General features: G+C 66.9%; 16 protein-coding genes and 9 pseudogenes. 8 read left to right on the forward strand and 17 right to left on the reverse strand.

All coding sequences use genetic code 11. The features are described from left to right. The 3 pseudogenes from WA944_RS15600 to WA944_RS15610 form a co-directional block, all read right to left on the reverse strand. A pseudogene (locus tag WA944_RS15600) lies at window positions 1-128 on the reverse strand (acetyl-CoA C-acyltransferase); the annotation flags it as partial. A 78-nt stretch (window positions 129-206) separates the two neighbouring features. Continuing rightward, a pseudogene (locus WA944_RS15605) lies at window positions 207-1113 on the reverse strand (enoyl-CoA hydratase/isomerase family protein). Between the two features lie 23 nt (window positions 1114-1136). After that, window positions 1137-1649: pseudogene (locus WA944_RS15610) on the reverse strand (FadR/GntR family transcriptional regulator); the annotation flags it as partial. On the opposite strand from WA944_RS15610, the pseudogene WA944_RS15615 reads away from it, so the two are divergent. Next, window positions 1637-2944, forward strand: a pseudogene (locus WA944_RS15615) (ANL family adenylate-forming protein); the annotation flags it as partial. The pseudogenes WA944_RS15610 and WA944_RS15615 sit on opposite strands and share 13 nt — an antisense overlap. Before the next feature lie 3 nt (window positions 2945-2947). Here WA944_RS15615 and WA944_RS15620 read toward each other — a convergent pair. The 5 genes and pseudogenes from WA944_RS15620 to fabG form a co-directional block, all read right to left on the reverse strand. Beyond that, a pseudogene (locus tag WA944_RS15620) lies at window positions 2948-4131 on the reverse strand (CaiB/BaiF CoA transferase family protein). A 63-nt stretch (window positions 4132-4194) separates the two neighbouring features. Next, window positions 4195-4863, reverse strand: coding sequence for a GntR family transcriptional regulator (locus WA944_RS15625; RefSeq protein WP_526375940.1), 669 nt, complete (start codon window positions 4861-4863; stop codon window positions 4195-4197). A 4-nt stretch (window positions 4864-4867) separates the two neighbouring features. Continuing rightward, the gene (locus WA944_RS15630) at window positions 4868-6061 is read right to left on the reverse strand and encodes an acyl-CoA dehydrogenase family protein (protein WP_526375938.1); all 1194 of its coding nucleotides are present in this window, start codon (window positions 6059-6061) and stop codon (window positions 4868-4870) included. After that, window positions 6058-7278: a thiolase family protein gene (locus WA944_RS15635; RefSeq protein WP_526375936.1), complete on the reverse strand. Its 1221-nt coding sequence runs from the start codon at window positions 7276-7278 to the stop codon at window positions 6058-6060. The genes WA944_RS15630 and WA944_RS15635 overlap by 4 nt, the downstream gene beginning before the upstream one ends. After that, window positions 7275-8027, reverse strand: a complete 753-nt coding sequence (fabG, locus tag WA944_RS15640) for a 3-oxoacyl-ACP reductase FabG (protein WP_526375934.1) — start codon at window positions 8025-8027, stop codon at window positions 7275-7277. Before fabG ends, WA944_RS15635 begins: the two co-directional genes overlap by 4 nt. 84 nt (window positions 8028-8111) lie before the next feature. On the opposite strand from fabG, the gene WA944_RS15645 reads away from it, so the two are divergent. Together WA944_RS15645 and WA944_RS15650 are read left to right on the forward strand one after the other, a co-directional pair. After that, entirely contained in the window at window positions 8112-9296 is a 1185-nt protein-coding gene (locus WA944_RS15645) for an acyl-CoA dehydrogenase family protein (protein ID WP_526609448.1), read from the forward strand. Continuing rightward, window positions 9293-10113, forward strand: a pseudogene (locus WA944_RS15650) (mycofactocin-coupled SDR family oxidoreductase). Before WA944_RS15645 ends, WA944_RS15650 begins: the two are co-directional and overlap by 4 nt. A gap of 590 nt (window positions 10114-10703) precedes the next feature. Here the strand turns inward: WA944_RS15650 and WA944_RS15655 are convergent. After that, window positions 10704-12008: pseudogene (locus WA944_RS15655) on the reverse strand (flavin-containing monooxygenase); the annotation flags it as partial. An 86-nt stretch (window positions 12009-12094) separates the two neighbouring features. After that, a complete protein-coding gene (locus WA944_RS15660; protein WP_526609450.1) occupies window positions 12095-12547 on the reverse strand; it encodes a MaoC family dehydratase in 453 nt (150 codons plus the stop codon). A 655-nt stretch (window positions 12548-13202) separates the two neighbouring features. On the opposite strand from WA944_RS15660, the gene WA944_RS15665 reads away from it, so the two are divergent. Both WA944_RS15665 and WA944_RS15670 read left to right on the forward strand, forming a co-directional pair. Next, window positions 13203-13952, forward strand: coding sequence for a hypothetical protein (locus WA944_RS15665; RefSeq protein ID WP_526371005.1), 750 nt, complete (start codon window positions 13203-13205; stop codon window positions 13950-13952). A gap of 111 nt (window positions 13953-14063) precedes the next feature. Continuing rightward, complete coding sequence (locus WA944_RS15670) at window positions 14064-15908, forward strand: putative bifunctional diguanylate cyclase/phosphodiesterase (protein WP_526609452.1); 1845 nt, start codon at window positions 14064-14066, stop codon at window positions 15906-15908. Here WA944_RS15670 and WA944_RS15675 read toward each other — a convergent pair. Next, the gene (locus tag WA944_RS15675) at window positions 15905-16693 is read right to left on the reverse strand and encodes an FAD-binding protein (protein WP_526371620.1); all 789 of its coding nucleotides are present in this window, start codon (window positions 16691-16693) and stop codon (window positions 15905-15907) included. The two genes, WA944_RS15670 and WA944_RS15675, sit on opposite strands and share 4 nt — an antisense overlap. A 401-nt stretch (window positions 16694-17094) precedes the next feature. Between WA944_RS15675 and WA944_RS15680 the strand changes: the two are divergent. Together WA944_RS15680 and WA944_RS15685 are read left to right on the forward strand one after the other, a co-directional pair. Continuing rightward, window positions 17095-17298, forward strand: a pseudogene (locus WA944_RS15680) (acyl-CoA dehydrogenase family protein); the annotation flags it as partial. Further along, window positions 17277-18084: pseudogene (locus WA944_RS15685) on the forward strand (acyl-CoA dehydrogenase family protein). The pseudogenes WA944_RS15680 and WA944_RS15685, both read left to right, overlap by 22 nt. Window positions 18085-18087: 3 nt before the next feature. Here WA944_RS15685 and WA944_RS15690 read toward each other — a convergent pair. Together WA944_RS15690 and WA944_RS15695 are read right to left on the reverse strand one after the other, a co-directional pair. After that, window positions 18088-18336, reverse strand: coding sequence for a hypothetical protein (locus tag WA944_RS15690; protein WP_526647100.1), 249 nt, complete (start codon window positions 18334-18336; stop codon window positions 18088-18090). Between the two features lie 228 nt (window positions 18337-18564). Beyond that, window positions 18565-19452: a universal stress protein gene (locus WA944_RS15695; protein WP_526371624.1), complete on the reverse strand. Its 888-nt coding sequence runs from the start codon at window positions 19450-19452 to the stop codon at window positions 18565-18567. Between the two features lie 228 nt (window positions 19453-19680). On the opposite strand from WA944_RS15695, the gene idi reads away from it, so the two are divergent. Then, window positions 19681-20223 (forward strand): isopentenyl-diphosphate Delta-isomerase, encoded by a 543-nt coding sequence (gene idi, locus WA944_RS15700; RefSeq protein ID WP_526371626.1) that lies wholly within the window; start codon window positions 19681-19683, stop codon window positions 20221-20223. On the opposite strand, the gene WA944_RS15705 is transcribed toward idi, so the two are convergent. The 4 genes from WA944_RS15705 to WA944_RS15720 form a co-directional block, all read right to left on the reverse strand. Next, window positions 20220-21170: a phytoene/squalene synthase family protein gene (locus WA944_RS15705; protein ID WP_526371628.1), complete on the reverse strand. Its 951-nt coding sequence runs from the start codon at window positions 21168-21170 to the stop codon at window positions 20220-20222. The two genes, idi and WA944_RS15705, sit on opposite strands and share 4 nt — an antisense overlap. Beyond that, window positions 21167-22675, reverse strand: coding sequence for a phytoene desaturase family protein (gene crtI, locus WA944_RS15710; protein ID WP_526647101.1), 1509 nt, complete (start codon window positions 22673-22675; stop codon window positions 21167-21169). Before crtI ends, WA944_RS15705 begins: the two co-directional genes overlap by 4 nt. Beyond that, window positions 22675-23763 (reverse strand): polyprenyl synthetase family protein, encoded by a 1089-nt coding sequence (locus tag WA944_RS15715; protein ID WP_526374083.1) that lies wholly within the window; start codon window positions 23761-23763, stop codon window positions 22675-22677. The genes crtI and WA944_RS15715 overlap by 1 nt, the downstream gene beginning before the upstream one ends. Before the next feature lie 479 nt (window positions 23764-24242). Continuing rightward, window positions 24243-25611, reverse strand: a 1369-nt coding sequence (locus tag WA944_RS15720; RefSeq protein ID WP_526374081.1) for a diguanylate cyclase domain-containing protein, incomplete at its 5' end; no start/stop codon positions are given.

Consider the following 25611-nt stretch of genomic DNA (forward strand, 5'->3'; position numbering starts at 1 on the left):
CCGGAGCGCCGGACCACCTCGGGCAGCACCGTGGTGATCAGGGTCTCGGGCGGCGTGTTGACCAGCGTGCCCTTGAAAGACCGGCCGATGGCCGTCCTGGCAGCACCGACGATGACGGGTGTTGGCATGTTCTCGACCTCGGTTTCGACGTGAGCGAACTTTACAAAACTAGCAGATAATGTAGCGCGGACAGTAGGTGAGGCGGGTCACTCGGGTTCTGGCACATGGAAGTGCTCGTCGCGGAGCCGGAACGCCTCCTTGGTGCCGTGCTGCGCGCGGGTCTTGACGAAGTTGAACTCGCCCGGGCGCGAACTGCAGGTTGGTCCCGTAGGCGTGGAACAGGTAACTCGCGACCTCTTCCCCCTGATAGGCCTGGCTCTGCTCGACGAGGCGGAACGCCTCCTTGGCGATGACGACACCGTCGGCGGGCATCTTCGCAGCCTTCTCGGCCCAGTACCGGGCACGCGCCGTCACAGAGGCGGCATCGCAGGTGTCGGTGAAGATTCCGAGGTGTTCGACTTCACCGGCCTCGATGATGTCGCCGGTGAGCAGCATGCGCCGGGCCAGCACCGGACCCAGCCGGTGGAAGAACATGTGCAGGCTGCCCAGGGCGGGACCGAGGAACCGGGTCGCGGGCATCCCGATCCGGGTGGTGCGCCCGATGACCGAGATGTCGGTCATCAGCGCCATCTCGAAACCGCCGCCGAGGGCGTAGCCATCGACCTCACCGACGGTGACCTTCGGGAAGCCCATCAGGTTGCGATAGAAGCCGAAAGACTTCCGGTCCAGGGTGAGCCGCCTGCGCTGGCTCGGTCGGCGGTTGGGCGCGGGCTTCTCGGTCCGCCCCTCTTCGCGCAGGCGCTCATCGGAACCGCCATACCAGCCGTAGGCGTTGTTCATGTCGGCTCCGGTGCTGAAGACCCCCTCGGCGCCGCGCAACAACACGACGGTGATGTCGTCGTCTTCTGCGACCAGATCGAGATGACGCGCCAACTGGTCGCGCATCGCGGCGTCGTAGGAGTTGCGCTGCGCGGGATTGTTCAGCGTGATGGTCGCGATGCGCTTGTCCCGGTCCGCGTCGAACAGCACGCGGTCGTCGGCGGTGGTGGTCATGGTGTGATCCTGTCGTCGGTTCGTCAGCGGTCGTGGCCCGAGATCAGCTTGGCCTCGATGGTCTTGGAACTCCCGGCGGCCAGCGTGTTGCGGCGCGCTGCGGCCAGATGGTCTTGGGCCAGCCGCACCGCACGCACCGCGTTGCCCTCGGCGATGGCGTCGACCAGCCGGTGGTGGTCGCGAAGCGCCGCCCGCATCGTCTTCGGTTCCATCGGGTCGCCGGGGTGGCGTTCGTCGCTCCACACCGATGATTCGTGGGCCGACCAGATCACTTCCAACGAGCCGATGAGCAGGATCATCGGTTCGTTTCCGCACCGGGAGACGAGCGCCTCGTGGAACCTGCGGGCGCTGGCCACGTAGCGCGACGGCGTGTCGAACTGCTCGACCTGGGCGTCCACCGCGGCCCGCAGGTAGGGCACCACCTCGACCTCGCGATCCACTCGTGCAGCACACATGCCGGCGCAGATCGGCTCCAGGTGCAGCAGCGCCTCGCTCACGTCGCCGGGCGTGGCCGACCGGGTCTGCACTGTCGCTGATGAGAATCGGCGCGGTCCCGGTTCCGCTGAGCACCCTGCTGACGCCGCGCGAGCTGCACGCCCAGTTGCGCGCGGCGTCGGTGCAGCATCTCATCGCTGTGGCGGAGTTCCGCGGACACCGCTATCTCGACGGGATCGGGCTGTCCCCCGAGTTGCCCGCCCTGCGCACCATCTGTACCGCCGACCGGGCCGCCACCCCGCCGAGCGGTCTGGCCGCCGGTGCCGCCGCGGATGCGCTGTCGCGCGGCGTGCGCGCCGGTGACCCGATGGTGATCATGTTCACCTCCGGCAGCAGCGGGCCGCCCAAAGGTGTGCGGCATTCCCACGGCGGTGCGATCAACGCGGTGCGGTCGGGACTTGCCGCCCGCTGCATCGACGCCGATACCCGGCTGTACCTGCCGATGCCGTTCTTCTGAGTGGGTGGTTTCGCCGGCGGCCTACTGTCGGCGCTCGTCGCCGGCGCGACGCTGGTCACCGAGGCGGTACCTCAGCCGGAGTCGACACTGCGACTGCTCGCCGCCGAGCGGGTGACGTTGTTCCGCGGCTGGCCCGACCAGGCCGAAGCGCTGGCCCGCCACGTCGACGAGATCGGGGCGGACCTGAGCGCGCTGCGGCCCGGGAGCCTGGAAGCCCTTCTTCCGGTGCGCCTTCGGTCTCGCCCCGGCGCCAGAGCCAGGCTGTTCGGGATGACGGAGTCGTTCGATCCCTACTGCGAGTACCCAGCCGACACAGACATGCCCGAGTCGGCGTGGGGTAGCTGCGGCAGACCGTTCGACGGCATGGCCGTGCGCATCGTCGACCCGGACGGCGGCCACGAGGTGCCCGCCGGCGCCGTCGGCGAGATCCAGATCCGGGAGCCCCATGTGATGCGCGGCATCTGCCGACGCGGTCGAGCTGAGGTGTTCACCCCCGACAACTACTACCCCACCGGCGATCTCGGATCCCTGGACGGCGACGGCTTCCTGTTCTTTCGCGGCCGGTCCGACGACATGTTCAAGGTGAGCGGGGCCACCGTTTATCCCAGCGAGGTGGAGCAGGCGCTGCGGGCCATCGACGGAGTGAGCGCGGCATTCGTCGCCAACGTCCCCGACAACAGGGTGAACCAGGTGGGTGCCGTGGTGGTCTGCTCCACCGGTGCGACCACCGACGACCTGCGGGCAGCGGCGCGAAACGTGCTCAGCGGCTTCACGGTTCCGACGGTGTGGAAGCTGCTCGACTCCGACGAGGCCGTGCCGCGCGGCGCGACGGGCAAGGTCGATGCCGCCGCGCTACGGGAGCTGCTGCTGCGCCGGTGAGGCTCACACCACCCCGCGGTCCTTGAAGGACACGATCTCGGTTCCGGGGTAGCCGATCTCGCCGAGGATCTCGTCGTTGTGCTCACCGAGCAATGGTGCGCGGCGGCGGATTTCACCGGGGGTTGCCGACAACCGGAACGGTGTCTCGATGATCGGCACATCATGCGCAGCCCCCGGGAACGGGACACGCTGCAGATAACCCATCGCAGCGACGTGCGGGTCATCGAGCACTTCCTGGGTCGAATACATCGGCGCAGCAGGCAGCTTCGCCGCCTCGAGCAACCCGGCCACCTCGGCCTTGGTCTTGTCGGCGCACCACTGAGCCATGATGTCGTTGAGGACGTCGCCGTTCTCCCAGCGAAGGTCGTCGTCGGCGAACCGGGGGTCGTCGAACAGGTCCGGCCGCCCGACCAGCCGGCACCACCGCTTGAACATCGGCTGCCCCACTACCTGCAACAGCACCCAGCCGTCGTCACAGGTCAGGTACAGATCACACGGCGCCACCGACGTCCCCTGGTTTCCCATCCGCGGTTTGTCGGTGCCGAGCAGGTCGCGTTCGATGAGGAAGGCGTTCGACATCATCATCGCGGTGGGCAGCAGTGCACCCTCGACATGCTGCCCCTCCCCGGTGCGCTCACGGTGGTACAGCGCCATCATCACCCCGATGGTCATGGTCAGTGCCGTGCCGAAGTCCGCGTAGGGCACCACCGTTCGGATCGGTCGCTCCGGCATCCCCTGCCGGTAGGTCGCACCTGACATCACCTGACCGGCACCGTCGAAACCGATCCGGCCGCTGTACGGGCCCCCTCACCGTAGGCGGTCACACTCGCCAGTATGATGTCCGGCCGGACAGCCCGCAGCGTGTCGTAGTCCAGACCGTTGGCGCGCATTCCGGTCGCCGGCATGTTGGCCACCACGATGTCCGCCCGTGCCACCAACTTTCGGTTGATCTCCTTGCCCTCGTCGGTGGTCGTATCCAAGGTCAACGAGCGCTTGTTCCGATTGCACTGCAGAAACGTCCCGCCCTCAGCACCATCGGTGACCGACTGAACCCAGCGGTCCTCGCCACCCTCCCGCTTCTCCACCCGCACCACGTCCGCGCCCATGTCCGCCCAGAAGCGCCGAACACCACGGCGCGGCGATGAAACGTCCGTAGTCCAGCACACGCAACCGTCCAGGACGCCCATGACCCACCTTTGCAGACACAATGACTGTAAGGCTTACAGTATCCCACCGAACACGTCGTCGGGTCAGCCGATCACACCGCGGCGGGTCAGGTGCTCGATCAGTGGCGACGCCCCGGCGGCGAGGTGTTCGGACATCGCCGTGCGCGCGAGTTCCGGGTCACGGCGCGCCAGCGCATCGAGCAGCCGCCGGTGGTGGCCGTTGGACTTGTCGGACCAGCCGTCGATGGTCGGGAACACCGACTCCGGTGCGTAACGGGTGATCTGGGACATCAACTGCGCCAGCTTGGGTGAATCCGCGGCCACGTTGATCGCACGGTGGAACTCGTGGTTGAGTCGCACCGCGCGTTCGCCGTCATCAGCGGAATAAGCGGCTTCCAGCTCGTTCTGGATTCTCGCCAGCTCCTCCAGCGCTGCGTCGGTGACGTTGGCCGCGGCCCTGGCCGCCAGCTCGCCGCCGATGTGAGCTTGCACATCCGACACGTCGGTGATGTCCCGCGTCGTCACCGGCAGTACCACGAAGCCGCGCCGGGGCTGCTGGTCTAGCAGCCCCTCGGCCTTGAGCTCGAACAGCGCTTCTCGGACCGGGGTTACGCTCACCCCGAGCCCGGCGGCCAATTGGTCGAGGCGCACATACGTTCCAGCAGAGTAGGTTCCGTCGAAGATCCGGTGGCGGACGATCCGCGCCACATCCTCGGCGAGTTGTGGCCGCGCGGAGAATTCGGGGACACTCATCGCATCAGACCCGGTAGTCCGCCAGCAGTCGCTTGCTGATGATGTTCTTCTGGATCTCGCTGGTGCCCTCGCCGATCAGCAGGAACGGCGCGTCCCGCATCAGGCGCTCGATCTCGTACTCCTTGGAGTATCCGTAGCCGCCGTGGATCCGGAAGCTCTGCTGGGTGACCTCGGCGCAGACTTCGCTGGCGAAGTACTTGGCCATGCCGGCGGACACGTCGTTGCGTTCCCCGGAGTCCTTGAGCCGTGCCGCGTTCACCATCATCAGGTGCGCGGCCTCGACTTTTGTTGCCATCTCCGCCAATTGGAAAGCGATGGCCTGGTGCTCGGCGATGGGTTTGCCGAATGTGCTGCGTTGTTGGGCGTAGCGGACGGCGAGCTCGAAGGCCCGGACGCCGACCCCGCAGGCCCGAGCCGAGACGTTGACGCGCCCGACCTCCACACCGTCCATCATCTGGAAGAAGCCCTGCCCGGGCGCCTCACCGAGGATGTCGGTGGCCTTGGCGCGGTAGCCGTCGAAGATCAACTCGGTGGTGTCGATGCCCTTGTAGCCGAGTTTGTCGAGCTTGCCGGGGATGGTCAGACCCGGCGCCACTTCGCCGAAACCCGTGGGCTTCTCGATCAGGAATGCGGTCAGGTTGCGGTGCGGTTTGTCGGCCCCCTCGTCGGTGCGGACCAACGCCGCCACCAGCGTCGAGCTGCCGCCGTTGGTCAACCACATCTTCTGGCCGTCGATGGTGTAGCTGCCGTCCCCGTTGTCCTTGGCCCTGGTACGGATCGCCGCGACATCGGAGCCGAGCTCGGGCTCCGACATCGAGAACGCCCCCCTGGTCTCTCCGGTCGCCATCTTCGGCAGGTGATAGCGCTTCTGTGCGTCGGTTCCGTGCTGCCGGATCATGTACGCCACGATGAAGTGGGTGTTGATCACCCCGGGCACACTCATCCAGCCGCGGGCCAGCTCCTCGACGCACAGCGCGTAGGTGAGCAGTGACTCCCCCAGCCCGCCGTACTCCTCGGGGATCATCAGCCCGAACAGACCCATCTCCCGCATCGCGTCCACGATCGCCTGCGGGTAGGTGTCGGCGTGCTCGAGCTGCTGTGCGGTCGGGATCACCTCCTTGTCGACGAATTGTCGCACCGTCGCCACGATCTCGGTCTGGAACTCGCTGAGCCCCAACGTCTGCGCAAGCCTGGTCATGGGCGATCCACCCTTTCGAACACCGCGGCCAGACCCTGCCCGCCGCCGATGCACATGGTCTCGAGGCCGTACCGACCGCCGCGCCGGTCCAGTTCACGGGCCAGGGTGGCCAGCATCCGTCCACCGGTCGCCCCGACAGGGTGCCCGAGCGAGATGCCGGAGCCGTGCACGTTGGTGCGTTCCAGATCCGGCTGCGTGAACTTCCATTCGCGCATGCACGCCAGCGCCTGGGCGGCGAACGCCTCGTTGAGCTCGATGAGGTACATGTCGGACAGCGTGAGATCGGCCTTCCGTAGTGCGACCTCGGTGGCGGGCACCGGCCCGATGCCCATCACGTGGGGCGCCACTCCGGCCACGCCCCACGACACCAGCCGCACCAGTGGTCTGAGCCCGAGATCTGCGGCCTTCTCGGGGGTGGTCACCACACACATCGACGCGGCGTCGTTCTGCCCGCTGGAGTTGCCCGCCGTCACGGTTGCATTGGGATCATTCTTGCCCAGAACAGGTTTGAGCTTGGCCAAGGTTTCCAGCGAGGTATCGGCGCGGGGGTGTTCGTCGGTGTCGATCATCTGTTCACCCGACCGGCTCGTGACGGTCACGGGAATGATCGTCTCGGCGAGCAGTCCGTCCTGCTGCGCCGTCACCGCCCGACTGTGCGACAGCACGGCGAGCTCGTCCTGTTCCTGGCGCGAGATGCCGTACTCGCGGCGCAGGTTTTCGGCGGTCTCCAGCATGCCGCCCGGTACCGGATAGTTCTTGCCGCCTGCGGTGGTTCGGCCGCGGGCCAGCGCGTCGTGCACCTCGACTCCACCCCGGGCACCGCCCCAGCGCATGTCGGTCGAATGGAACACCACGTTGCTCATCGATTCGGCGCCCCCGGCGACGACAAGATCGTGGTCGCCGCCGATGACCTGCATTGCCGCCTGGATGACCGCCTGCAGCCCGGATCCGCAGCGCCGGTCGATCTGCATGCCCGGGATCGTCACCGGCAGCCCGGCGTCCAGAGCGATCACGCGTCCGATCGCCGGTGCCTCCATGCTCGGATAACAGTGACCGACGATCACGTCCTCGACCGACTCAGGTCCGATACCGGTCCGTTCGAGCAATCCACGCAGGGCGGCGACCCCGAGGTCGACAGCGGTCAGCGACTTGAACATCCCGCCGTAGCGGCCGATCGGTGTCCGGACCGGTTCACAGATGACCGCTTGGCGCGTCACAGATGTCGGCCCCCGGTGACCTCCATGACCGTTCCGGTCATGTAGGACGACAAGTTCGATGCCAGGAACAGCGCCACGTTGGCGACCTCGTCGGGCTCGCCGGCTCGACCCAAGGGGACCTCGGCCACCTTGGCATCCCAGATGCGTTGGGGCATGGCCTCTGTCATCGCCGAGCGGATGAGTCCGGGCTGGACGGCATTGACCCGCACACCGAGGTAGGCGAGCTCTTTGGCGGCCGCCTTCGTCATCCCGACGATCCCCGCCTTGGCGGCCGAGTAGTTCGTCTGCCCGACCATCCCGACCTTTCCGGAGATGGACGACATGTTGACGATCGCGCCACTCTTCTTCGCCCGCATCACCGCTGCCGCGGAACGCAGGCCGTTCCAGGTGCCTTTCAAGTGCACCGAGATGACCTGGTCGAACTGCTCCTCGGTCATCTTGCGCAACGTGGCGTCGCGGGTGATGCCGGCGTTGTTGACCATCACGTCCAGGCCCCCGAAGCCGTCCACCGCGGCGACCACCAGCGCGTCGACCTGCTCGACGCTCGTCACGTCGCAGCGCACCGCGCGGGCGACGTCATCGCCACCCAGCTGCTCGGCGGCGGCCTGTGTCGCCTCGAGGTTGACGTCACCGAGCACCACCCGCGCGCCTTCGGCGACGAAGCGCTGCGCGATCGCGAAGCCCAGACCCTGGGCACCCCCGGTGACCACGGCGGTTTGACCAGTCAGCAATGACACTTGTGCACCCATCCTCACTCGGTCGGCACCTGACCGACGCTTCTCATATTTCATATAAGATATTTCAAAAGCATATCCGATAGGGAGCCTCAGCCGATGACCACAGCCGAAGTCAGCGACGAGGATTTCCAGGAGATCCTCGCCCAGACTCGCCACTTCGTCCGCACCGCCGTCGTCCCGCGTGAGCAGGAGATCCTGACCGACGACCGGGTTCCCGACGACCTACGCGAGCAGGCCAAGAAAATGGGGTTGTTCGGGTACGCCATCCCCCACGAGTGGGGCGGCCTCGGCCTCAACCTCGCCCAGGATGTCGAGCTGGCCATGGAGCTGGGCTACACGTCGTTGGCGTTGCGCTCGATGTTCGGCACCAACAACGGCATCGCCGGGCAGGTGCTCGTCGGGTACGGCACCGACGAGCAGAAGTCGACCTGGCTGGAGGGCATCGCGTCCGGTGACGTCGTCGCCTCGTTCGCGCTCACCGAACCCGGCGCCGGCTCCAACCCGTCGGGGTTGCGGACCAAGGCGGTCAAGGACGACTCCCCCGACGATGCCTGGATCATCAACGGGCAGAAGCAGTACATCACCAATGCCCCGACCGCCGAGCTGTTCGTCGTCTTCGCCAGAACCAGGCCCGCCGACGCGAAAGGCGCCGGCATCGCGGTGTTCCTGGTACCCACCGACACCCCGGGCGTCGAGGTCGGCGCCAAGGACAAGAAGATGGGCCAGGAGGGCGCCTGGACGGCCGACGTCAACTTCAGCGACGTCCGCGTGCCGGCCGGCGCGCTGGTCGGCGGATCCGAGGACATCGGGTACCGCGCGGCGATGACGTCGCTGGCCCGGGGCCGGGTGCACATCGCTGCGCTGGCGGTGGGGACCGCGCAGCGTGCGCTCGATGAGTCGGTGAGCTACGCGGCGACGGCCACCCAGGGCGGCACCGCGATCGGCGAATTCCAGTTGGTGCAGGCGATGATCGCGGACCAGCAGACCGGGGTGTTGGCCGGCCGCGCGCTGGTCCGCGACACCGCACGCAAGTGGATCGCCGACGAGGATCGCAGGATCGCGCCGTCGGCCGCGAAGCTCTTCTGCACCGAGATGGTGGGCCGGGTAGCCGATCTCGCGGTGCAGATCCACGGCGGCAGCGGCTATATGCGTGAGGTCCCGGTGGAGCGGATCTACCGCGATGTCCGGCTGCTGCGCCTCTACGAGGGCACCAGTGAGATCCAGCGTCTGATCATCGGTGGTGGACTGGTGAACGCGGCACAGAAACGCTCGACACGATGACCGGACGGCTCGACGACAGGGTCGCATTCATCACCGGCGCCGCCCGCGGACAGGGGCGTGCCCACGCCGTCCGGATGGCCACAGAGGGAGCCGACATCATCGCCGTCGACATCGCCGGCCCGCTTCCGCCCTGTGTACCCTACGATTCCGCGACCGAAGACGACCTCGCCGAAACGGTGAAACTCGTCGAGGAGCGTGGCCGTCGGATCCTGGCGACCGTCGTCGACACCCGCGACAGTGAGGCGCTCAACGCCGCCGTCGCGGCCGGGGTGTCCGCCCTCGGCCGCCTCGACATCATCGTCGCCAATGCCGGGGTTGCCGCACCCCAGGCTGGGACCAGATCAGCCCCGGGGATTTCCGCGACGTCATGGACATCAACGTCACCGGCACCTGGAACACCGTGATCGCCGGTGCGCACGAGATCGTCGACGGCGGCCGCGGCGGGTCGATCATCCTGATCAGCTCTGCCGCGGGAATCAAGATGCAGCCCTTCATGATCCACTACACCGCGAGCAAGCACGCGGTCACCGGCATGGCACGTGCGTTCGCCGCCGAACTCGGCAAGCACTCGATCCGGGTGAACAGCGTGCACCCAGGGCCGGTGATCACCGACATGGGCACCGGCGACATGGGTACGGCGCTGTCGGCGGCGATGGAGACCAACCCACAGTTGGCCAACATGATGACACCGTTTCTGCCGACGTGGGCGGTCGAGCCTGAAGACATCGCCGACGCTGTGTGCTGGCTGGCCAGTGACGAATCGAAATATGTGACCGCGAGCGCGATCTCGATCGACCAGGGCTCCACCCACTACTGAACGCGCAAGGTCCTTTCCAGGAACGCCACCTGACCCCCGACGGTCTTGTCGAACCAGTCGTGGCCCGGCCAGACGTCGAAGTGGTCACAGGGGTACCGATGTACCTGGGCCCTGCCGTGCTCAGCGGTGGCGGCAACCGCGCCCGCGGGTACGTACCGGTCGAAATCGGCGATCTGGACCAGCAGCGGGCAGCGCAACCTCTTGGCAGCTGCGGTGGAGCGCACCCGGACGACTTCCAGGCCGATGGCACAGTCGATTTCGTTGCGCCAGGTCGCACCCGCCAGGGACAGATAACTCTCGTACGCACCGTCGAGCCCCAACGCGCCCGCTCCGCCGGGCTGCGACACCAGCGGCATCAGCGTCGGCGCCTGCCCCCGGCCCGCCGCGATCCGGCTCTTGACCCCCGTGAGCGTCCAGCGCAACGACGAGACGAGCGCGCGCGGACCTCCGGACAGCGCCGCGGCGCGGCCCACGGCCATACCGCTCGTCAACGGCGTCAGCGCGACGATCGCACCGATGTCGTCGCGTTCGGCGGCGACGCGCAGGACATGCCCACTCCAGAACGACGCCCCCCACAGTGCGATCCGGTCCGCGGGCAGTTCACGCTTGCGCAGATCGTGTTCGTAGACGAAGTAGTCGACCTGCTGGGTGTGACGGGGGCGGTCGGTGCAGTGCCCGGCGTGCAGCTGCTGGTCGGCATCGATCGTGCGCTCCATCTCCGCGACGCACGGAAGCGCGTAACGCCCGATGGCATACGCCGCCAGCAACCGAGACTGACACTCCACGAACGGGAACAGCGTCGGCACCGACTGCGCGAATCCGATGAAGACCACGTCGTCGATGCCGGGCTTGAACATCCTCTTGTAGAGCCGGATGTGGTTGTCCGGCGCGTTGATGAACTCCGGGTCGAAGAACGGGAAAGAGATGTTGTACCCGGTGGCGTGGATGATCACGTCGAACTCGTCGCTGGTGCCGTCGTCGAACTGGACGAAACGCCCGTCGAGCCGAGACACGTTGGGCTTGGGCGTGACGTCGCCCGATCCGCGCCGCAACGGCAGCTCCACCGACTGGGTGGGATGGGCCTCGAACAGCTTGTGGTTGGCCGGTGGCAGGCCGTACATCGTCGGGTCGGTTCCCAGCATCGGCGCGACCAGCTGCACCGCCTTCCGTTGCCATGACAGCGGGAGATGAGGCGAGGTGCGCCAGAACATGTCCCCGGGACGCCCCGCGATGTACTTGAGCGCGATCCAAGCGCTGGAGCGGGTCGACAACGTGACCTGGTTACGCAGCGCCTTCGATGACAGCTCGACGGTGATGTCGGCGGCGCTGTTGCCGATGCCCACCACGAGGATGCGCTTGCCGGTCAACTCCAGCGGGGCGGTCGGGTCGATGTAGTGATGGGAGTGCATCGTCTCACCGGTGAACATTCCCGGGAACTCGGGCGTCCGCGGGTCCCAATGGTGCCCGTTGGCCACCACCAGCAGGTCGAATGACCGCTTGGCACCGGCCTGGTCGCGGATGTGCCAGCCTCCCTCAGGCCGGCGCGACGCGTGTACCACGCCGTTGCCGAACTCGATGTGACCGAGCAGCCCGAACGCGCTCGCAAAGTCGTCGAGACAGGCCTTGACCTGAGAGTGGTGCGGAAACGAGGGGAAGTGCTCGGGCATCGGGAAGTCCTTGAACGACAACCGATGCTTGGAGGTGTCGAAGTGCAGTGAGCGGTACGCGCTGCTGTGCCCGTTCGGATTGCCGAATGCCCAGTTGCCGCCGATCCGGTCCGACGTCTCGAACATCGTGTAGCGCACGCCGTAGTCCTTGAGCATCTTGCCCGCGGTCAATCCACTGATGCCGGAACCGATCACCGCGACATGCGGGTGTGCATGATCCGCCGCCACTCCTCACGCCGAAAAGGAATCTACGAGGGTTTTTGACGTACGTCAACAGTCATTGGCGCTCGTGAATTCATTCGGCGCGACCGGGGTCAGCCGATGAACCGCACGATCGACTCGGCCACCGCGGCCGGCTTGTCGGAGCCCTCGATCTCGACGGTGGTGTTCAGAATCGCCTGCACCGCACCGTCGAGCTGGGTGACCGAGGCGATCTCCGCACGGGCCCGCAGCATGGCGCCGACCCTCACCGGTGTGATGAAGCGGACCTTGTTGTAGCCGTAGTTGATCGCCATCGCCACGTTGTCGACGCTGTAGAGCTGGTGGGTGAAATGAGGGATCAGCGACAACGTCAGCAGTCCGTGCGCGATCGTCTCGCCGAAGGGCCCGCTCGCTGCCCGCTCCGGGTCGACATGGATCCACTGATGGTCATCGGTGGCCTCAGCGAACAAATTGACCCGATCCTGGGTGATCTCGAGCCACTCAGTGGGGCCCAGTTGGGTGCCCTCCGCGGCAGTGAATTCGGCCAACCCATTGAACTTCTTCACAGTTGCCTCCTTTGACCCTGACCGCCCATAGGAACGACCTCTCGATTTCGGCGAGTTGATGCTGCGTTGCCCACAGTGCCATAGCGCTGCGGGCGTATTCACGCCGACCTTGACCACGTAGATGCCCCCTCGCAGGGTCGTCTCACCGGCGGAGAATTCTGGCACTCGCTGCCGAAATCCCGTCGCGCTCGGTGTTGCGCCGACCGAGCGCAGCGAACCTGTCAGCCTGACGAAGCACTTTTCAGGCCCGCGCCGCAACGGTCCGCCACAGCGTGCCGCGGCACCCGCGGCCAGGGTTATCGACGGCACCGGTGCGGAGTTAGCGAATGCCGCCGCAGAAACCAGAGAGCGTCGTCAAAGGACGAATCCGCTTGCCACCGGGTTCACCAAAAACGAATTCTGCGCGACAACACCCGTCGGATCCGATGAATTTCGGCTTGCGAAAAGTAGTTCTCGGGTAAGCCAAGTGTCCCGTGAATGCTCCAGCAATGCAGAAAGCAGAAAATATCTGTCGGCTAGCTGGAATAAATGTCGCGCACGGCGACATAATGATCTTGCTCTATTTACTCCGAAGCCCGATAGGGCCGGATACGGATAGTCGGCAGACAGGCGGCGCCCCTTTGTTCCGCCCACTGCCCTACGACGGGAAAGAACCATGACAGTTTCTTCGCTTGAATCCGACCACGAGTTCGAATTCCGTCTGGGCCGGCGCCACAGCTGGTGGGACGAGGACGCGGAATGCACGTTGATCATGTCTCAGCCACACCTCGACCCAGAACTCTGGCTCCAATATCTGCACGGCGCAGAGCGCAGTTACCGCAAGCATGGCGTGGAGGTTGCCCTGCAGATCGCCGACATCCGCGACGGTCATGACACCACGCTGTTCTGGGCGGCCGTCGACACCGCAGGGCGGGTGATCGGCGGGGTTCGCGCGAAGGGGCCGCTGACCTGCGCCGAGGATTCCCACGCCGTGGTGGAGTGGGCCGGCCAGCCCGGGCTGCCGGCAGTGCGCAAGATGATCAATGACCGGGCGCCCTTCGGCGTCCTCGAGATGAAGTCGGGGTTCGTCACCGACGACGCCGATCAGAGCAAGGGCGTGACCCGGGTGCTGGCTCGCTCTGCATTTCATGCCATGGCCGCTGTCGACCTGCAGTTCTGCATGGCCACCTCCGCGGCCCACGTGCTCGACAAGTGGCGGTCGTCGGGCGGGGTGGTCGCGTCGATCCCCGCGACGCCGTATCCGGACCCGCGCTATTGCACCAAGATGATGTGGTGGGACCGCCGCACGTTCATCAAGCACGCCGAACCTTCCCAGGTGTCGAAGATCTTCAACGAGATCCTTTCACTGGACCAGGCGCTGGCCGGAACGAGGGAAAACCCGTTGCGCCGTGACACCGCGCTGTGACATCTGAGCACTTGGGACCCCCAGCGACGGATGTGATTTGCGCCCGCGAGTTCCGATATCGCCGTGGTCACCCACCCCTGAGTGCCGCACCGACCGTATTGTGACTGCACGATGCCTGAGAACGCCCCACACCGCAGCCTCGACCTGATGGTCACGTCGGTGGCCACCCAGTTGATGGCGGCGACTGCCGTCACCTCGGTCGAGGTGAGCCAACGGGTGCTGGGTGACCTGGTCTCATTCCTCGGCGTCGACGTCAGCTTCCTGCGCTACAACGACCACGCGCTGCACGCGTCCCGACTGATCGCCGAATGGCCGATCCGCACCAATGCCCCCGACCCAGACCCCCTCGGGTTGGTGTTCTTCGCCGACGCCGACCCGGTGTTCGCCGTGTCGGAGCACGCCAAGAAGCCGGTCGTGTTGCGTCCCGAACCGGCCACCGACGACTACCAGCGCCGAATCGAGGAAGGCCGCGCGGTGCCGGCCACCTCGATGGCGGCGGCCCCCCTGGTCTCCGGCGAGGTCACCACCGGCGCACTCGGATTCGTCAAGTTCGGCGACAGGGAGTGGACCCAGGAGGAACTCAACGCCCTCGAGGCCATCGCGTCGCTGTTCGCACAGGTCCAAGCGCGGGTCCAGGCCGAGGAGCAACTACGCTACCTCGCGGAACACGACGATCTGACGGGGCTGTACAACCGTCGGGCCCTGCTGGCACACCTCGACGAGCGGCTGGCAGAAGGCCGCCCGGGCCCGGTCTCGGCGTTGTTCTTCGACCTCGACCGGCTCAAAGCCATCAACGACTACCTCGGCCACACCGCAGGCGACTGGTTCATCCGGGTGCTCGCCGAACGGCTCCGCGGAGGCGCCGACGGACCCAACCTGATCGCCCGGTTGGGCGGCGACGAGTTCGTCGTGGTCCCCGCGAACCCGATGGACCCCGACAGCGCCGAAGCACTCGCCTACCGGCTCCAGTCGACGCTGCGCGAACGCGTGTCCATCGACGGCGAGATGCTCACCCGCACCGTCAGCATCGGTGTCGCACTGGGGATCCCAGGTCAAGACACCACCTCCGATCTGCTCCGCCGGGCCGACCAGGCGGTGCTGACGGCCAAGAGCTCCGGGGGCAACACGATCTCCGTCTTCACCGACGACATATCGATGGAGAACGAGTTCCGCAACGACATCGAACTCCACCTGCAGAGCGTCATCGAGAACGGCGCACTGCTGCTGCACTATCTGCCCGAGATCGACATGCGGACCGGCGACATCCTCGCCGCCGAAGCGCTGGTCCGTTGGCAGCACCCCACTCGCGGCCTGCTCCCCCCCGATTCGTTCATCGGCGTCGCGGAATCGATCAATCTCGCCGGCGAGCTGGGACGCTGGGTGATGCGCTCGGCCTGCACCGAGTTCGCGGGGTGGCGAGCCCGCGGCGTGGGCAACAACGCCGTGCTGCGGATCAACGTGTCACCGGTGCAGCTGGTCACCGACGGCTTCGTCGAATCGGTGGCCGACATCATGACCGAGTTCGAGCTCGATCGCGGGTCGGTGTGCCTGGAGATCACCGAGAGCGTGGTCGTGCAGGACATCGAGACCACCAGGATCACCCTCGCCGGGTTGAAGAAAGCCGGCGTGCAGGTCGCCATCGACGACTTCGGGACCGGCTACAGCGCGCTGAGTCATCTGAAGTCGCTGCCCGTCGACACTCTCAAGATCGACAAGTCGTTCGTTCGTGAACTCGGCTCCAACCGCGGCGATCTCGCGATCGTACGGGCGATCATCGCGCTGGCCGAGGCGTTCGGACTCGAGCTGGTCGCCGAAGGCGTGGAAACCGAGGCGGCGGCGCTGACGCTGCTCCGGCACGGGTGTCACCGAGCTCAGGGCTTCCTGCTCTCCCGCCCGATCGCCGCCGCCGCGATGGAGTCGCTGCTGGCCAAGGGGCGGATTCCGATCCACTTCTAGGCAGGGTCCGATGTCAGCAGCTCGACCCGGCCGAACCGGCTCGCCGGTTTGCTGACCAACGCAACCCGCAGCACACCGGCGGCAGGAAGCCCCTGAGTCCGGCCGGCAGGCAGTCCGGCACGGCAGAACAGCACCCCATGCCGGGCGCGAATGGCCAGAGGGCCGGCTGCGGTCGCGAACACGGCTCCGACCACCTGACCGTCCTCGAAAACCAACCGGTCCAATCGGGTCACCGATTCGACGTCCACGTTCCGGAGGCGGGCTTCCGTGTCGAGCCAGTCGAGCACCGAGCCGACGACGTCGAAGGGATCCGGGGTCATCGACCCGATCTCGGCGACCCCGACGGCGTCGCCGTCGGCGGACAGCATCGGTGTGGTGGTCCAGTCCGTGACGCGGGTGTACAGGTAGCCCGAAGGCGAGGTGACGCACCGGGCGGTCCAGTCCCGCAACAGGGCACCGAGGAACGGGGGGAGTTTTCGTTCAGGCGGTGCCGCGGGTTGCGGGGCCGCCCGAACAGGCAGTCCGTCGTCGAGCAGCGACAGTGCCGCTGCATCGAGGTCGCTGGTCAACTCGGCGAGGTATGCCATGGTCTCGCTGTCGTCACTGTCGACGGTGAGCCATCCCGGGGAGGTGCCCGCAGCAGTGGACACCGGCGGCGCCTGGACGTTCGCGACGAGTACCTCGGCCCCCGCGTCCACCGCGGAGATGGCGCCGGCCAGTCCCGCGACACCGGCATCGGTACACAAGACGTCGACTTCGTCGTCCCATTGCATATCCCACGTCACGGTTATTTGCCCTAAATTTGCCATGGCCGGTTTATCATTCGGCTTCGGGTGTGGTCTTGTTGCCTATCGATTGCGGACAAAACCCGGCATATGCGCAATCGGCGTAACCGCGGTGGCGGTTGGAAACGATTTGCCATCACAGCTGGCGGCAACAGAAGAAAAGTACCACTCGAATAGCGTTCACCCCGCACGGCCCCGGCCGACTGCGCCGAAATGCCGCGCCCGTGAATGGCCGAGGATGCGACGTTCCTGCCGAGTGCGTTCACCCATTCATTGTCGGCGGTGCGTGGCCGGGACGGGGACGACTGGAGGAACCCGTATGCCCGCCCCGCCCTATCCCCACCTAACTAACTAGGTTTACTGTGTTCTCTGACGTTGTGAGCAGAAGGGAACTCCCCCCGATGGACCTGCAGTGGTCGCCCACCGACCTCGCGTTTCGCGATGAGGTGCGCGCGTTCCTCGATGACAAGCTGACACCTGAGCTACGTCGCGCCGGGCGTCTGATGACCAGCGCCTACGCCGACCACGACGCCAGCATGCAGTGGCAGCAGATCCTGCACGAGCACGGCTGGGCCGCGCCGGCATGGCCGGTCGCACACGGCGGGGCCTCAGCAGGTTCCTCGCGAGCCGCTACGACCTGGAGAAGAGCAGGTCGACAGCGAAGACGGGCAAGGGCTTCCAGCCCGACATCTGGCGGGCATTCGCCGATGAGCTCGGGATCCTGGGCGCGACGCTGCCCGAGGAGCACGGCGGCATCGGCGGCGGACCGGTCGAGATGATGCTGATCGCTGAAGCGCTCGGGCACGCCCTGGTGATCGAACCCTTTGTCGACACCGCGGTCGTGGCAGCAGGACTGCTGCGCCGCGCCGGCGCCACCGGCCTGCTGGACAGAGTCGTCGCCGGCGACGCGATCGTCACCCTGGCCGCCACCGAACCGACGTCGGGTGAGCACTGGCAGGACGTGTCGACGGTCGCAGAAGCGCGACGGCGACCAGTGGGTGCTGCGCGGAACGAAGATCGTCTCGGCCGGCACAAGCAGCGCCAGCAGTTCGGCCAGCCCATCGGCAGCTTCCAGGTACTCCAGCACCGCATGGTGGACATGTACATGGAGGTCGAACAGGCTGCGGCGGCGGTGTATCTGGCCATCATGAACCTGGGGGCAGACGAGGTCTCACGGGCGCGCGCCGTTTCGGCGGACAAGGCGACCTGTCGGCCGGGCTGCACAGTTCGTCGGGCAGCAGGCCGTGCAGCTGCACGGCGGCATGGGGATGACCGAGGAGCTGGCCATCGGACATTATTTCAAGCGGCTGACGGCCATCCAGTTCGAGTTCGGCTCGACCGACCACCACCTCACCCGCTACGCGCAACTCACCGCCGGCCAGGTGTACTGACAGCTAGGTCGCCTCGCCCCACGCCTGCTGCTCGGCGCGGCGGCGGATGCCGAGCAGCATCTTGCGCTCCATCACGAAGTGTGCGATGTCGTAGATCGGGTTGCCTCCGTAGCCACCGTTGCCGCGGGCCAGCAACCGGGTCCGCTCCCCTTCCGGGAGAAGGTGGAAAGACCAACTGCCCGAGGCTTTTTCGCCGCGTTGTAGCCGTTCGTAGTCCTCGGGCGACATCAGCACCAGATGGGATTTCGGCACCGCGGCGGCGACCAATTGTCTCCCCCTGTCGCCGCCGCGGCGAGCCAGCCATACGGTGTCACCGACCTGAACGTCCTGCCATTCCGGATGGATGACACTGGCGTTGTGGATGTCTGCGCCCCTCCTCCCGCGATGCGCCCCAGAAGTACATCCACGGCCGGACGCGGGTCTGATAGCCGATGGCCAGGCCCACCAGCGCCATCGCCGTGGCCAGGCGACCCCTCGCAGTCATTTCCGTCTCGCGACGATCACCGGCATCCGCGCCGACTGCACCACCTGGGAACCCACCGAACCGAGCAGCATTCCGGCGAATCCGCCCCGACCGTGGCTGCCCACGACCAGCAACTGCGCCTGGCCGGCTTCCTCCAGGAGCCGGTGACCCGGCCGGTCGCGATGTACCACCCGGCGCACCGAGACATCGGGATAGCGCTCCTGCCAGCCGGCCAGCCGCTCGGCCAGCACCATCTCCTCCTCGGGCTGGATCTCGCTCCATCCGGCGCCGGGCAGTTCGTAGCCGGCGTCGCTCCAGGTGTGCACGGCGATCAGGTCGACACCGCGGCGCGATGCCTCGTCGAACGCGATCGCGGTGGCGTGCTCGGAGGCCGGAGAGCCATCGATGCCGACGACCACCGGCGCCCTGTCAGGATGCGGTATCAACGGGTCTTCGTCGTGGATCACCGCGACCGGGCAGTGCGCGTGCTGCACCAACCCGGTGCTGACCGACCCGAGCAGCCGTCGCTCCCACTTACCCAGCCCGCGACTACCGACGACGATCATGTCGGCGTCCTTGGTGAGATCCGCCAGCGCCGGAATGGCCTGGCCGGTGACGATCTTCTGGTCGACACGGACCGGTTGCCCGCCTTCGGTGGCGGCCTCGACGACTGCCACCGCGTCGGCGAGGATCTCCCGCGCCGCCTTCTGTTCGTCCTCCACGAACGCCGGCGGCAGGGGGACCTGGATCCATGCTTGAACCGCGGCCCCGGGCAGCACGTGCACCAGCGTGAGCGGGACGCACCGCAATGCCGCGTCGCGCGCGGCCCAGTCGACGGCCACTCGGGAACCTGCCGAACCGTCGACGCCGACAAGGATGCCGAGAGGTGCGGGTTGGGTGGACATCGGTGTGTCTCCTCACATGTGTGGCGGACGATGCCGCCGATACCCCGACGCTATCGCCGGACCGCATCGCGGTATAGGAGGCGAGGGTCCACGCTACGGTGGGACGAAAGTCCTTCCGGCCGGTCCGTCCAATCCGCCTCTGGGGCGGCAACGAATCGTTCCATAGCATCGGCAGCATCGGCTGAATATGCCTTCGTGTCCCTTCGAGCGCTCTTGCGGGTGGTGTCCATGAACTCGGTAACTGGTCAGGAGCTCGTCGTTCTGCTCGACGATGCGGGCCGCAGCATCGGTACGGCGTCCAAATCGGAGGTCCACCACGGCTCGACGCCGCTGCACCTGGCGTTCTCCTGTTATCTGTTCGACGACGCCGGCAGGGTGCTGCTGACCCGCAGGGCCCTGCACAAGCGCGCGTTTCCGGGGATCTGGACCAACTCGTTCTGCGGCCACCCTGGCCCCGAGGAGTCGATGGACGACGCCGTCGTACGTCGGGCCCGCCAGGAGCTCGGGGTCGACATCGCCCGACTGCACTGCGTGCTGCCGGATTTCCGCTACCAGGCCGTCGATGCCCAGGGCATCGTGGAGAACGAGGTCTGCCCGGTTTTCAGCGCCCGCGCGGTGGGCCCGGTGAGCGCCGACCCCGACGAGATCATGGACTCCGCGTGGGTGCCGTGGGAGGAACTGCGGACGCCCGCGGGGTTGCCGTGGGCACTGAGTCCCTGGGCGATCGAACAGATCCCGCTGCTCGATGACGCAGGTGTCGACACGCTTTAGGCGCATTCACCCCCGTGCCGCAGTCGGGCGTTCCAGGACCGGACGATGCCGCCGGCGGTGACGGTGAGTCGCCGGGCGTTGCCGACGGTGGCCCGTTGACCGAAGATCTGGAAATCCATCTCCTCGATGCGCTCGAGGATCTCCGAGTACAACGTCAACGCCGCAGCCACGCACGGGCGTGACGTCGGGGCCAGCATGCCAAGCCCCGGCTCGGCTTCGGAATACACCTTCCGCGCCGCGGCGTGCTGCTCCATCAGGGCCCGTCGCACCCGCGCCTCGGTGCGCCCGTTGCCCTGGCACCAGTTCAGCAGCTCGCGGTCGACGCCGTGTGCCGCGAGCTCGTCGGCGGGCAGGTAGATCCGGCCTCGCCGCAGGTCTTCGTCGACGTCCCGAATGAAGTTGGTGAGCTGGAAGGCTTTTCCGAGCGCCGCCGCGTGCGGGGCGGCGTCCTCCCGCGGTCCGCAGGTGCCGAGCACGGGCAGCAGCTGGAGGCCGATCACCTCCGCCGACCCGTACATGTAACGCTCCAGCGCGGCACGATCCGGATAGTCGGTGACGGTGAGGTCCATCCGCATCGCCGCCAGGAAATCGTCGAACAGCCCCCAGCCGATGTCGTACTTGCGCGCGGTGTGCGCCACCGCCGTCAATGTCGGGTCGTCGTCACACGGTTGGTTCTGGACCAGCGCGTTGAACAGTCGGGTTGACAGTGACTGGAGTTCGTCGGCGCGCGCTTCGCTGCCACGAGCGTCGAAGTCGTCCAGGATGTCATCGGCACGCCGGGCGAACCCGTAGAGCGCGTGCACTGCCGGACGCTGTCGGGGCGCCAGCAGCCGGGTGGCCAGGAAGAAGGTCTTGCCGTGCCGGGCGTTGATCTCCCGGCATCGTCGAAACGCCTCGCGCAGTGAGGGGTCCCGCACACCGGCGGCATCGAGCTCGGATCCGATCATCGTTGATACACCTCGCGTTCCGGACGGCGGGTGGTTACTCCGGTGATCCGGTCGGCGGCCAGCCGCCCGGACAGGATCGCGGTGGGCACCCCCACCCCCGGCACGGTCGACGAGCCGGCCAGCACCACGTTGTCGACACCGCGCACGGTGTTCGCCGGGCGGAACGGCCCGGTCTGGGCGAAGGTGTGCGCAAGTGCGAACGGGGTGCCCGCAGCCATGCCCTGCCGGCCCCAGTCGGACGGCGTCACCACCCGCAGCAGCTCGACGTCGTCTCCGAGTTCGGGCAGCCGCGCGGTGACCGCGCCCAACATCTCGTCAACGTAGGCCGTCCCGGCGGCATCCCAGTCCACCTGCCCAACTTGGGTGTTCGGCGCAGGCGCCAGTACGTAGAGCAGATCGCGGCCCGGCGGCGCGAGGCTCGGGTCACTGGCCGTGGGTCGCGTCACGAGCAGCGACGGGTCCCCCATCACGCGGCCGTCGTCGATGATGTCACGGAACGTCTGATGCCACGCGTCGCCGAACAGGATGCTGTGGTGGCCGACTCGGTCATCGGCTGCGCGACAACCGACGTGGGCCACCACCGCCGAAGGGGCCGGCCGTAGTTTGAGCAGCCGGCGCGGCGTGTGACCCAACAGTCGATACGTGTCGGGCAGCTCGGTGGTGAGCACCACGGCGTCGGCAGGCACGCGGTGCCCGGACGTGGTGTGCACGCCGGTGATCCGCGATCCGCTCCATTCGAGATCGGAAACCGTTGACTCGTAGACGAATTCGACCCCCGCAGCGCCCGCTGCCGCCGCCATCGCATCAGGCAGCGCCCGCATGCCACCGCGTGGGAAGTACACCCCGGCGATGGTGTCCATGTAGGCGATCACGGCATACACCGCCAGGGCGCCCTGTGGCGGCACGCCGGCATACAGCGCCTGGAAGGTGAACACCCGTTGCAGTCGTTCGTCGGTCAGGAACCGGCGAATCACCTTCTCCCAGCGCCTGAATCCACCCATCGCGGCCAACCGGGCCAACTGCGGGGTCACCAGTGAGAGCGGCGAGTCGAAGTTGGCGGCGATGAACCCGTCGAACTCGGTGCGGTACAGCTCGGTCAACCAGGCACGCAGCCGCAGGTAGGCGTCTGCCTCCCGAGGTCCAGAGAACCGGGCTACCTCGGCGAACATCGCGTCCGCATCGGTGTGCACTGCCAGCGTGCTCCCGTCGGCGAACATCGCCTGGTAGGCCGGGTGTACCGGCATCAGGTCCAGACGGTCGGTCAGCGATTCGCCGACGGCAGCCAGGGCGTCGTCGATGATGTCCGGCATGGTGAGCACCGTGGGCCCGGTGTCCAGGCGGTAGCCGGCGATGTCGGCGCGTCCCACCCGGCCACCGGGCACCGCATCGCGTTCGACGACGGTGACATTGCGACCGCGTCCCGCCAGATACAGCGCGGCGGACAATCCGGACAACCCGGCCCCGACCACGACGACTCGGTCGGTTCTTCCCTCGAAACTACGCATCACGCAGCCCTTTCGGTGCATAGGACGGCCATGTCTTCGAGTGCCGCACGGGTCTTTTCGGGAATCTGGACAGAGCCGAGGCGGTCCAGCGCGTGGGTCAGACGTTCGGCGATGACCTGTTCGATCCACTGCACGGCCCCGCTGGCGGTGATCAGCGTCCGCCACCGTTCGGTGTCTGTCGAGCTCAGCTCGCGGGTGCTCATCAGCTCGGAGAGCTGGTGCCGCAGACCGGCGTCGGCCAGCTGATGGGCAGCGACGACGACGCTGGTCGCCTTCTGCGCTGCCAGGTCGGTACCCACCGACTTTCCGGTGAGGGTGGGCGAGCCGAACACCCCGAGCAGGTCGTCCCGCAGCTGGAAGGCCTCTCCGATGGCTGCCCCGTACCCGCCGAGCGCGTCGACGACCACGGGCGGGCACCCGGACATCGCCGCGCCGATCTCCAGGGGACGACGCACGGTGTAGTTGCCCGACTTTCGCCTCAACACGTCGAGGACCTCGTCGAGCGTCGGGAAGGCGTGTGCATCGTTGACCAGGTCGGCGAACTGTCCGATGGCGAGTTCGATCCGCATGTCGTCGTAGTGGGGCCACACCCGCGCGAGGGCGTCGGCGCCGATGCCGCTCTCGCGCAGCATCTTGCCCGCCCACACCAGGCACAGATCACCGAGGAGCACGGCGGCCGATTCACCGAACCGGGCCGAGGCGCCGGTCAGCCCACGGTCGCGGTGCCAGCGGCTGAACATCACGTGCGCGGCGGGGCGCCCCCGTCGCAGCGTCGATTCGTCCATGACGTCGTCCTGCATGAGCGCGAACGCATGGAAGAGTTCCAGGCTGGCCGACGCGCGCAGCGCCGCTTCGTCCTCCTGTGCTCCACACAGCCAGCCGAGGTACATGAACGTCGAGCGCACGTACTTGCCGCCGTCGACGAACCCGGACAGGATCTCGCCAGCCACGTCGACCTTGGCCGCACCGAGGTCGTCGCGGCACTGACCGGCCACGAACTCACCGACGTGTGACCGCACCGCGCCACGAATGTCGTCGCGCCAACGAATCGGTACCGGCGTGCCGGTTCGACCCCGGCGCCCGCGGATGTGCCGGTGCGGCGGGATCAGCGCACGGGTCCCGCCGTCACCACCGCTCAACAACACGTCCTCCCGCACGACCCCGGGCAGGCACCTCGAAGATGTGGATCTCGCACGTTCGGCAACTCAGCGCTCCCCAATCACACTCAGTCCGGCTCTCTGTCGGTCACACCGGGCCCGCACCATTGCGGACCCCGCGTTCGTAGGTCATTCGGTGCCGGTTGCGCTTTGGTTGGGTTGACGAGCAGGAAAGTTTTCGCTGGGGCCGCGAGCTGCACTTTTGCCGGCGGGCCAGGCTGCATTCGACTCGACGGCGACCTCGACGTCGACCCCGAGCCCGCGGTGCAAACGCTCCGCGGCCGATTCCGCCGCAGGATCCTGGCACCTGCAGCACGTTCGGCCACCAGGGGCGGCTGCCTGGGTGACCGCCGGATCCATGTGGCGGATTCGGCGCTGTCAGTCGTTCGGATCGATCGAGAATGGTGCCCCTACGAATTGCGTTCGAAATGTGCCGTGTTGGCGGGGCCCCGGGCCTTGGCTCGATACATCGCGGCATCGGCGTCACGCAGCACTTCGGCAAGGCTTCGATGATCGGTGCTTGCCACCGTCGTGATTCCGATGCTCGCCCCTATCTGCAGGGTCAGCGTCCCGATCACGATGTCCGCCGACAGGACCTCGTGCAGTCGCCCTGAAAGGGCCTCGACCTCACCACTGCTTGTGTGTCCCATCATCAACACGACGAACTCGTCACCGCCGACTCGCGCGACGAGATCAGCGGGTCTCATCACCGACTGCATCCGCTGGGCGGCGACCCGGAGCACGTCGTCACCAACCGGATGTCCATGACGGTCGTTCACCGATTTCAACCCGTCGAGGTCGAGGAACAACACCGCAGACAGGCGGACGTCTCCGGTCTGCAGCAGACCTGATGCGGCCTGGTTGAGCGCGTGCACCCGATTGGGCAGACCGGTGAGCCAGTCGTGGGTGGCCTCGTGCAGCAGGCGTTCTCGTGCGGTGTGGTGCTCGGTGATGTCGGTGAAGGAGAACAGCACCGACGAGTTCTGGGGGTCACTCGGATCGACCAGACACCCGCGTCCGATGATCCATACTCGCTTGCCATCGGGTCGATCGATGCCGACGACCTCGCCGCCCACGCTCAGCCCGGTCCGCTGAATCCACCTGATCGGATGCGAGTCGGTGCTGATCTGCTGGCCCCGAGCGTTGAACATCGGCAGGTCCACCCCCCTGGCGCTGTGGTGAACACCGACAAGATCATCCGCGTCGCCGCCCAAGATCCGGCGTGCGGCGGTGTTGGTGAACTCGAAGCGGCCATCGCTTGCCATGATCACCACACCGTTGTGGAGAAGGTTCAGCACCGCCCGCAACCGGGGCTCAGCGGCCTTCGCCGCCGGACCGGTCTCTTCACCGATTCCACAGGCTGACAGGGGGATTCGGTCGAAGATTACTTCGTATATCGGTCCACTGTCGGTCAACCTCAGAGCTGCGACCGAGTGCGCAGCCAACGTCGTGCCGTCGACGGGGAGCAGAGTGACCTCGGAGAGCTCGGAGACGTCGCCGTCCCCGAGCAGATCGGCAAGGCGGGCGTGCACCCCGGCCAGCGAATCGGGATGGATGAAATCCGTGATCGGGCGTCCGACGATCTGCGCCTCCGTTGCCGCTGCGAGAACGCGGACCGCGGCCGGGTTGACGTAGACCACCGTCTGACCGTCATGCACACACACCGGCGCGGGGCTGCGGTCCAGCAACCGGCGGTAATCCGCTTCGGCGCTGCGCTGATCGTGGCCGGGCGTCATCGATCCGGCGCCCCGCATCGTGTCTTCACCACAATCCATTTCG

The organism is Mycobacterium sp. (genome assembly GCF_049683355.1).
In the GTDB taxonomy this organism is placed as follows: domain Bacteria; phylum Actinomycetota; class Actinomycetes; order Mycobacteriales; family Mycobacteriaceae; genus Mycobacterium.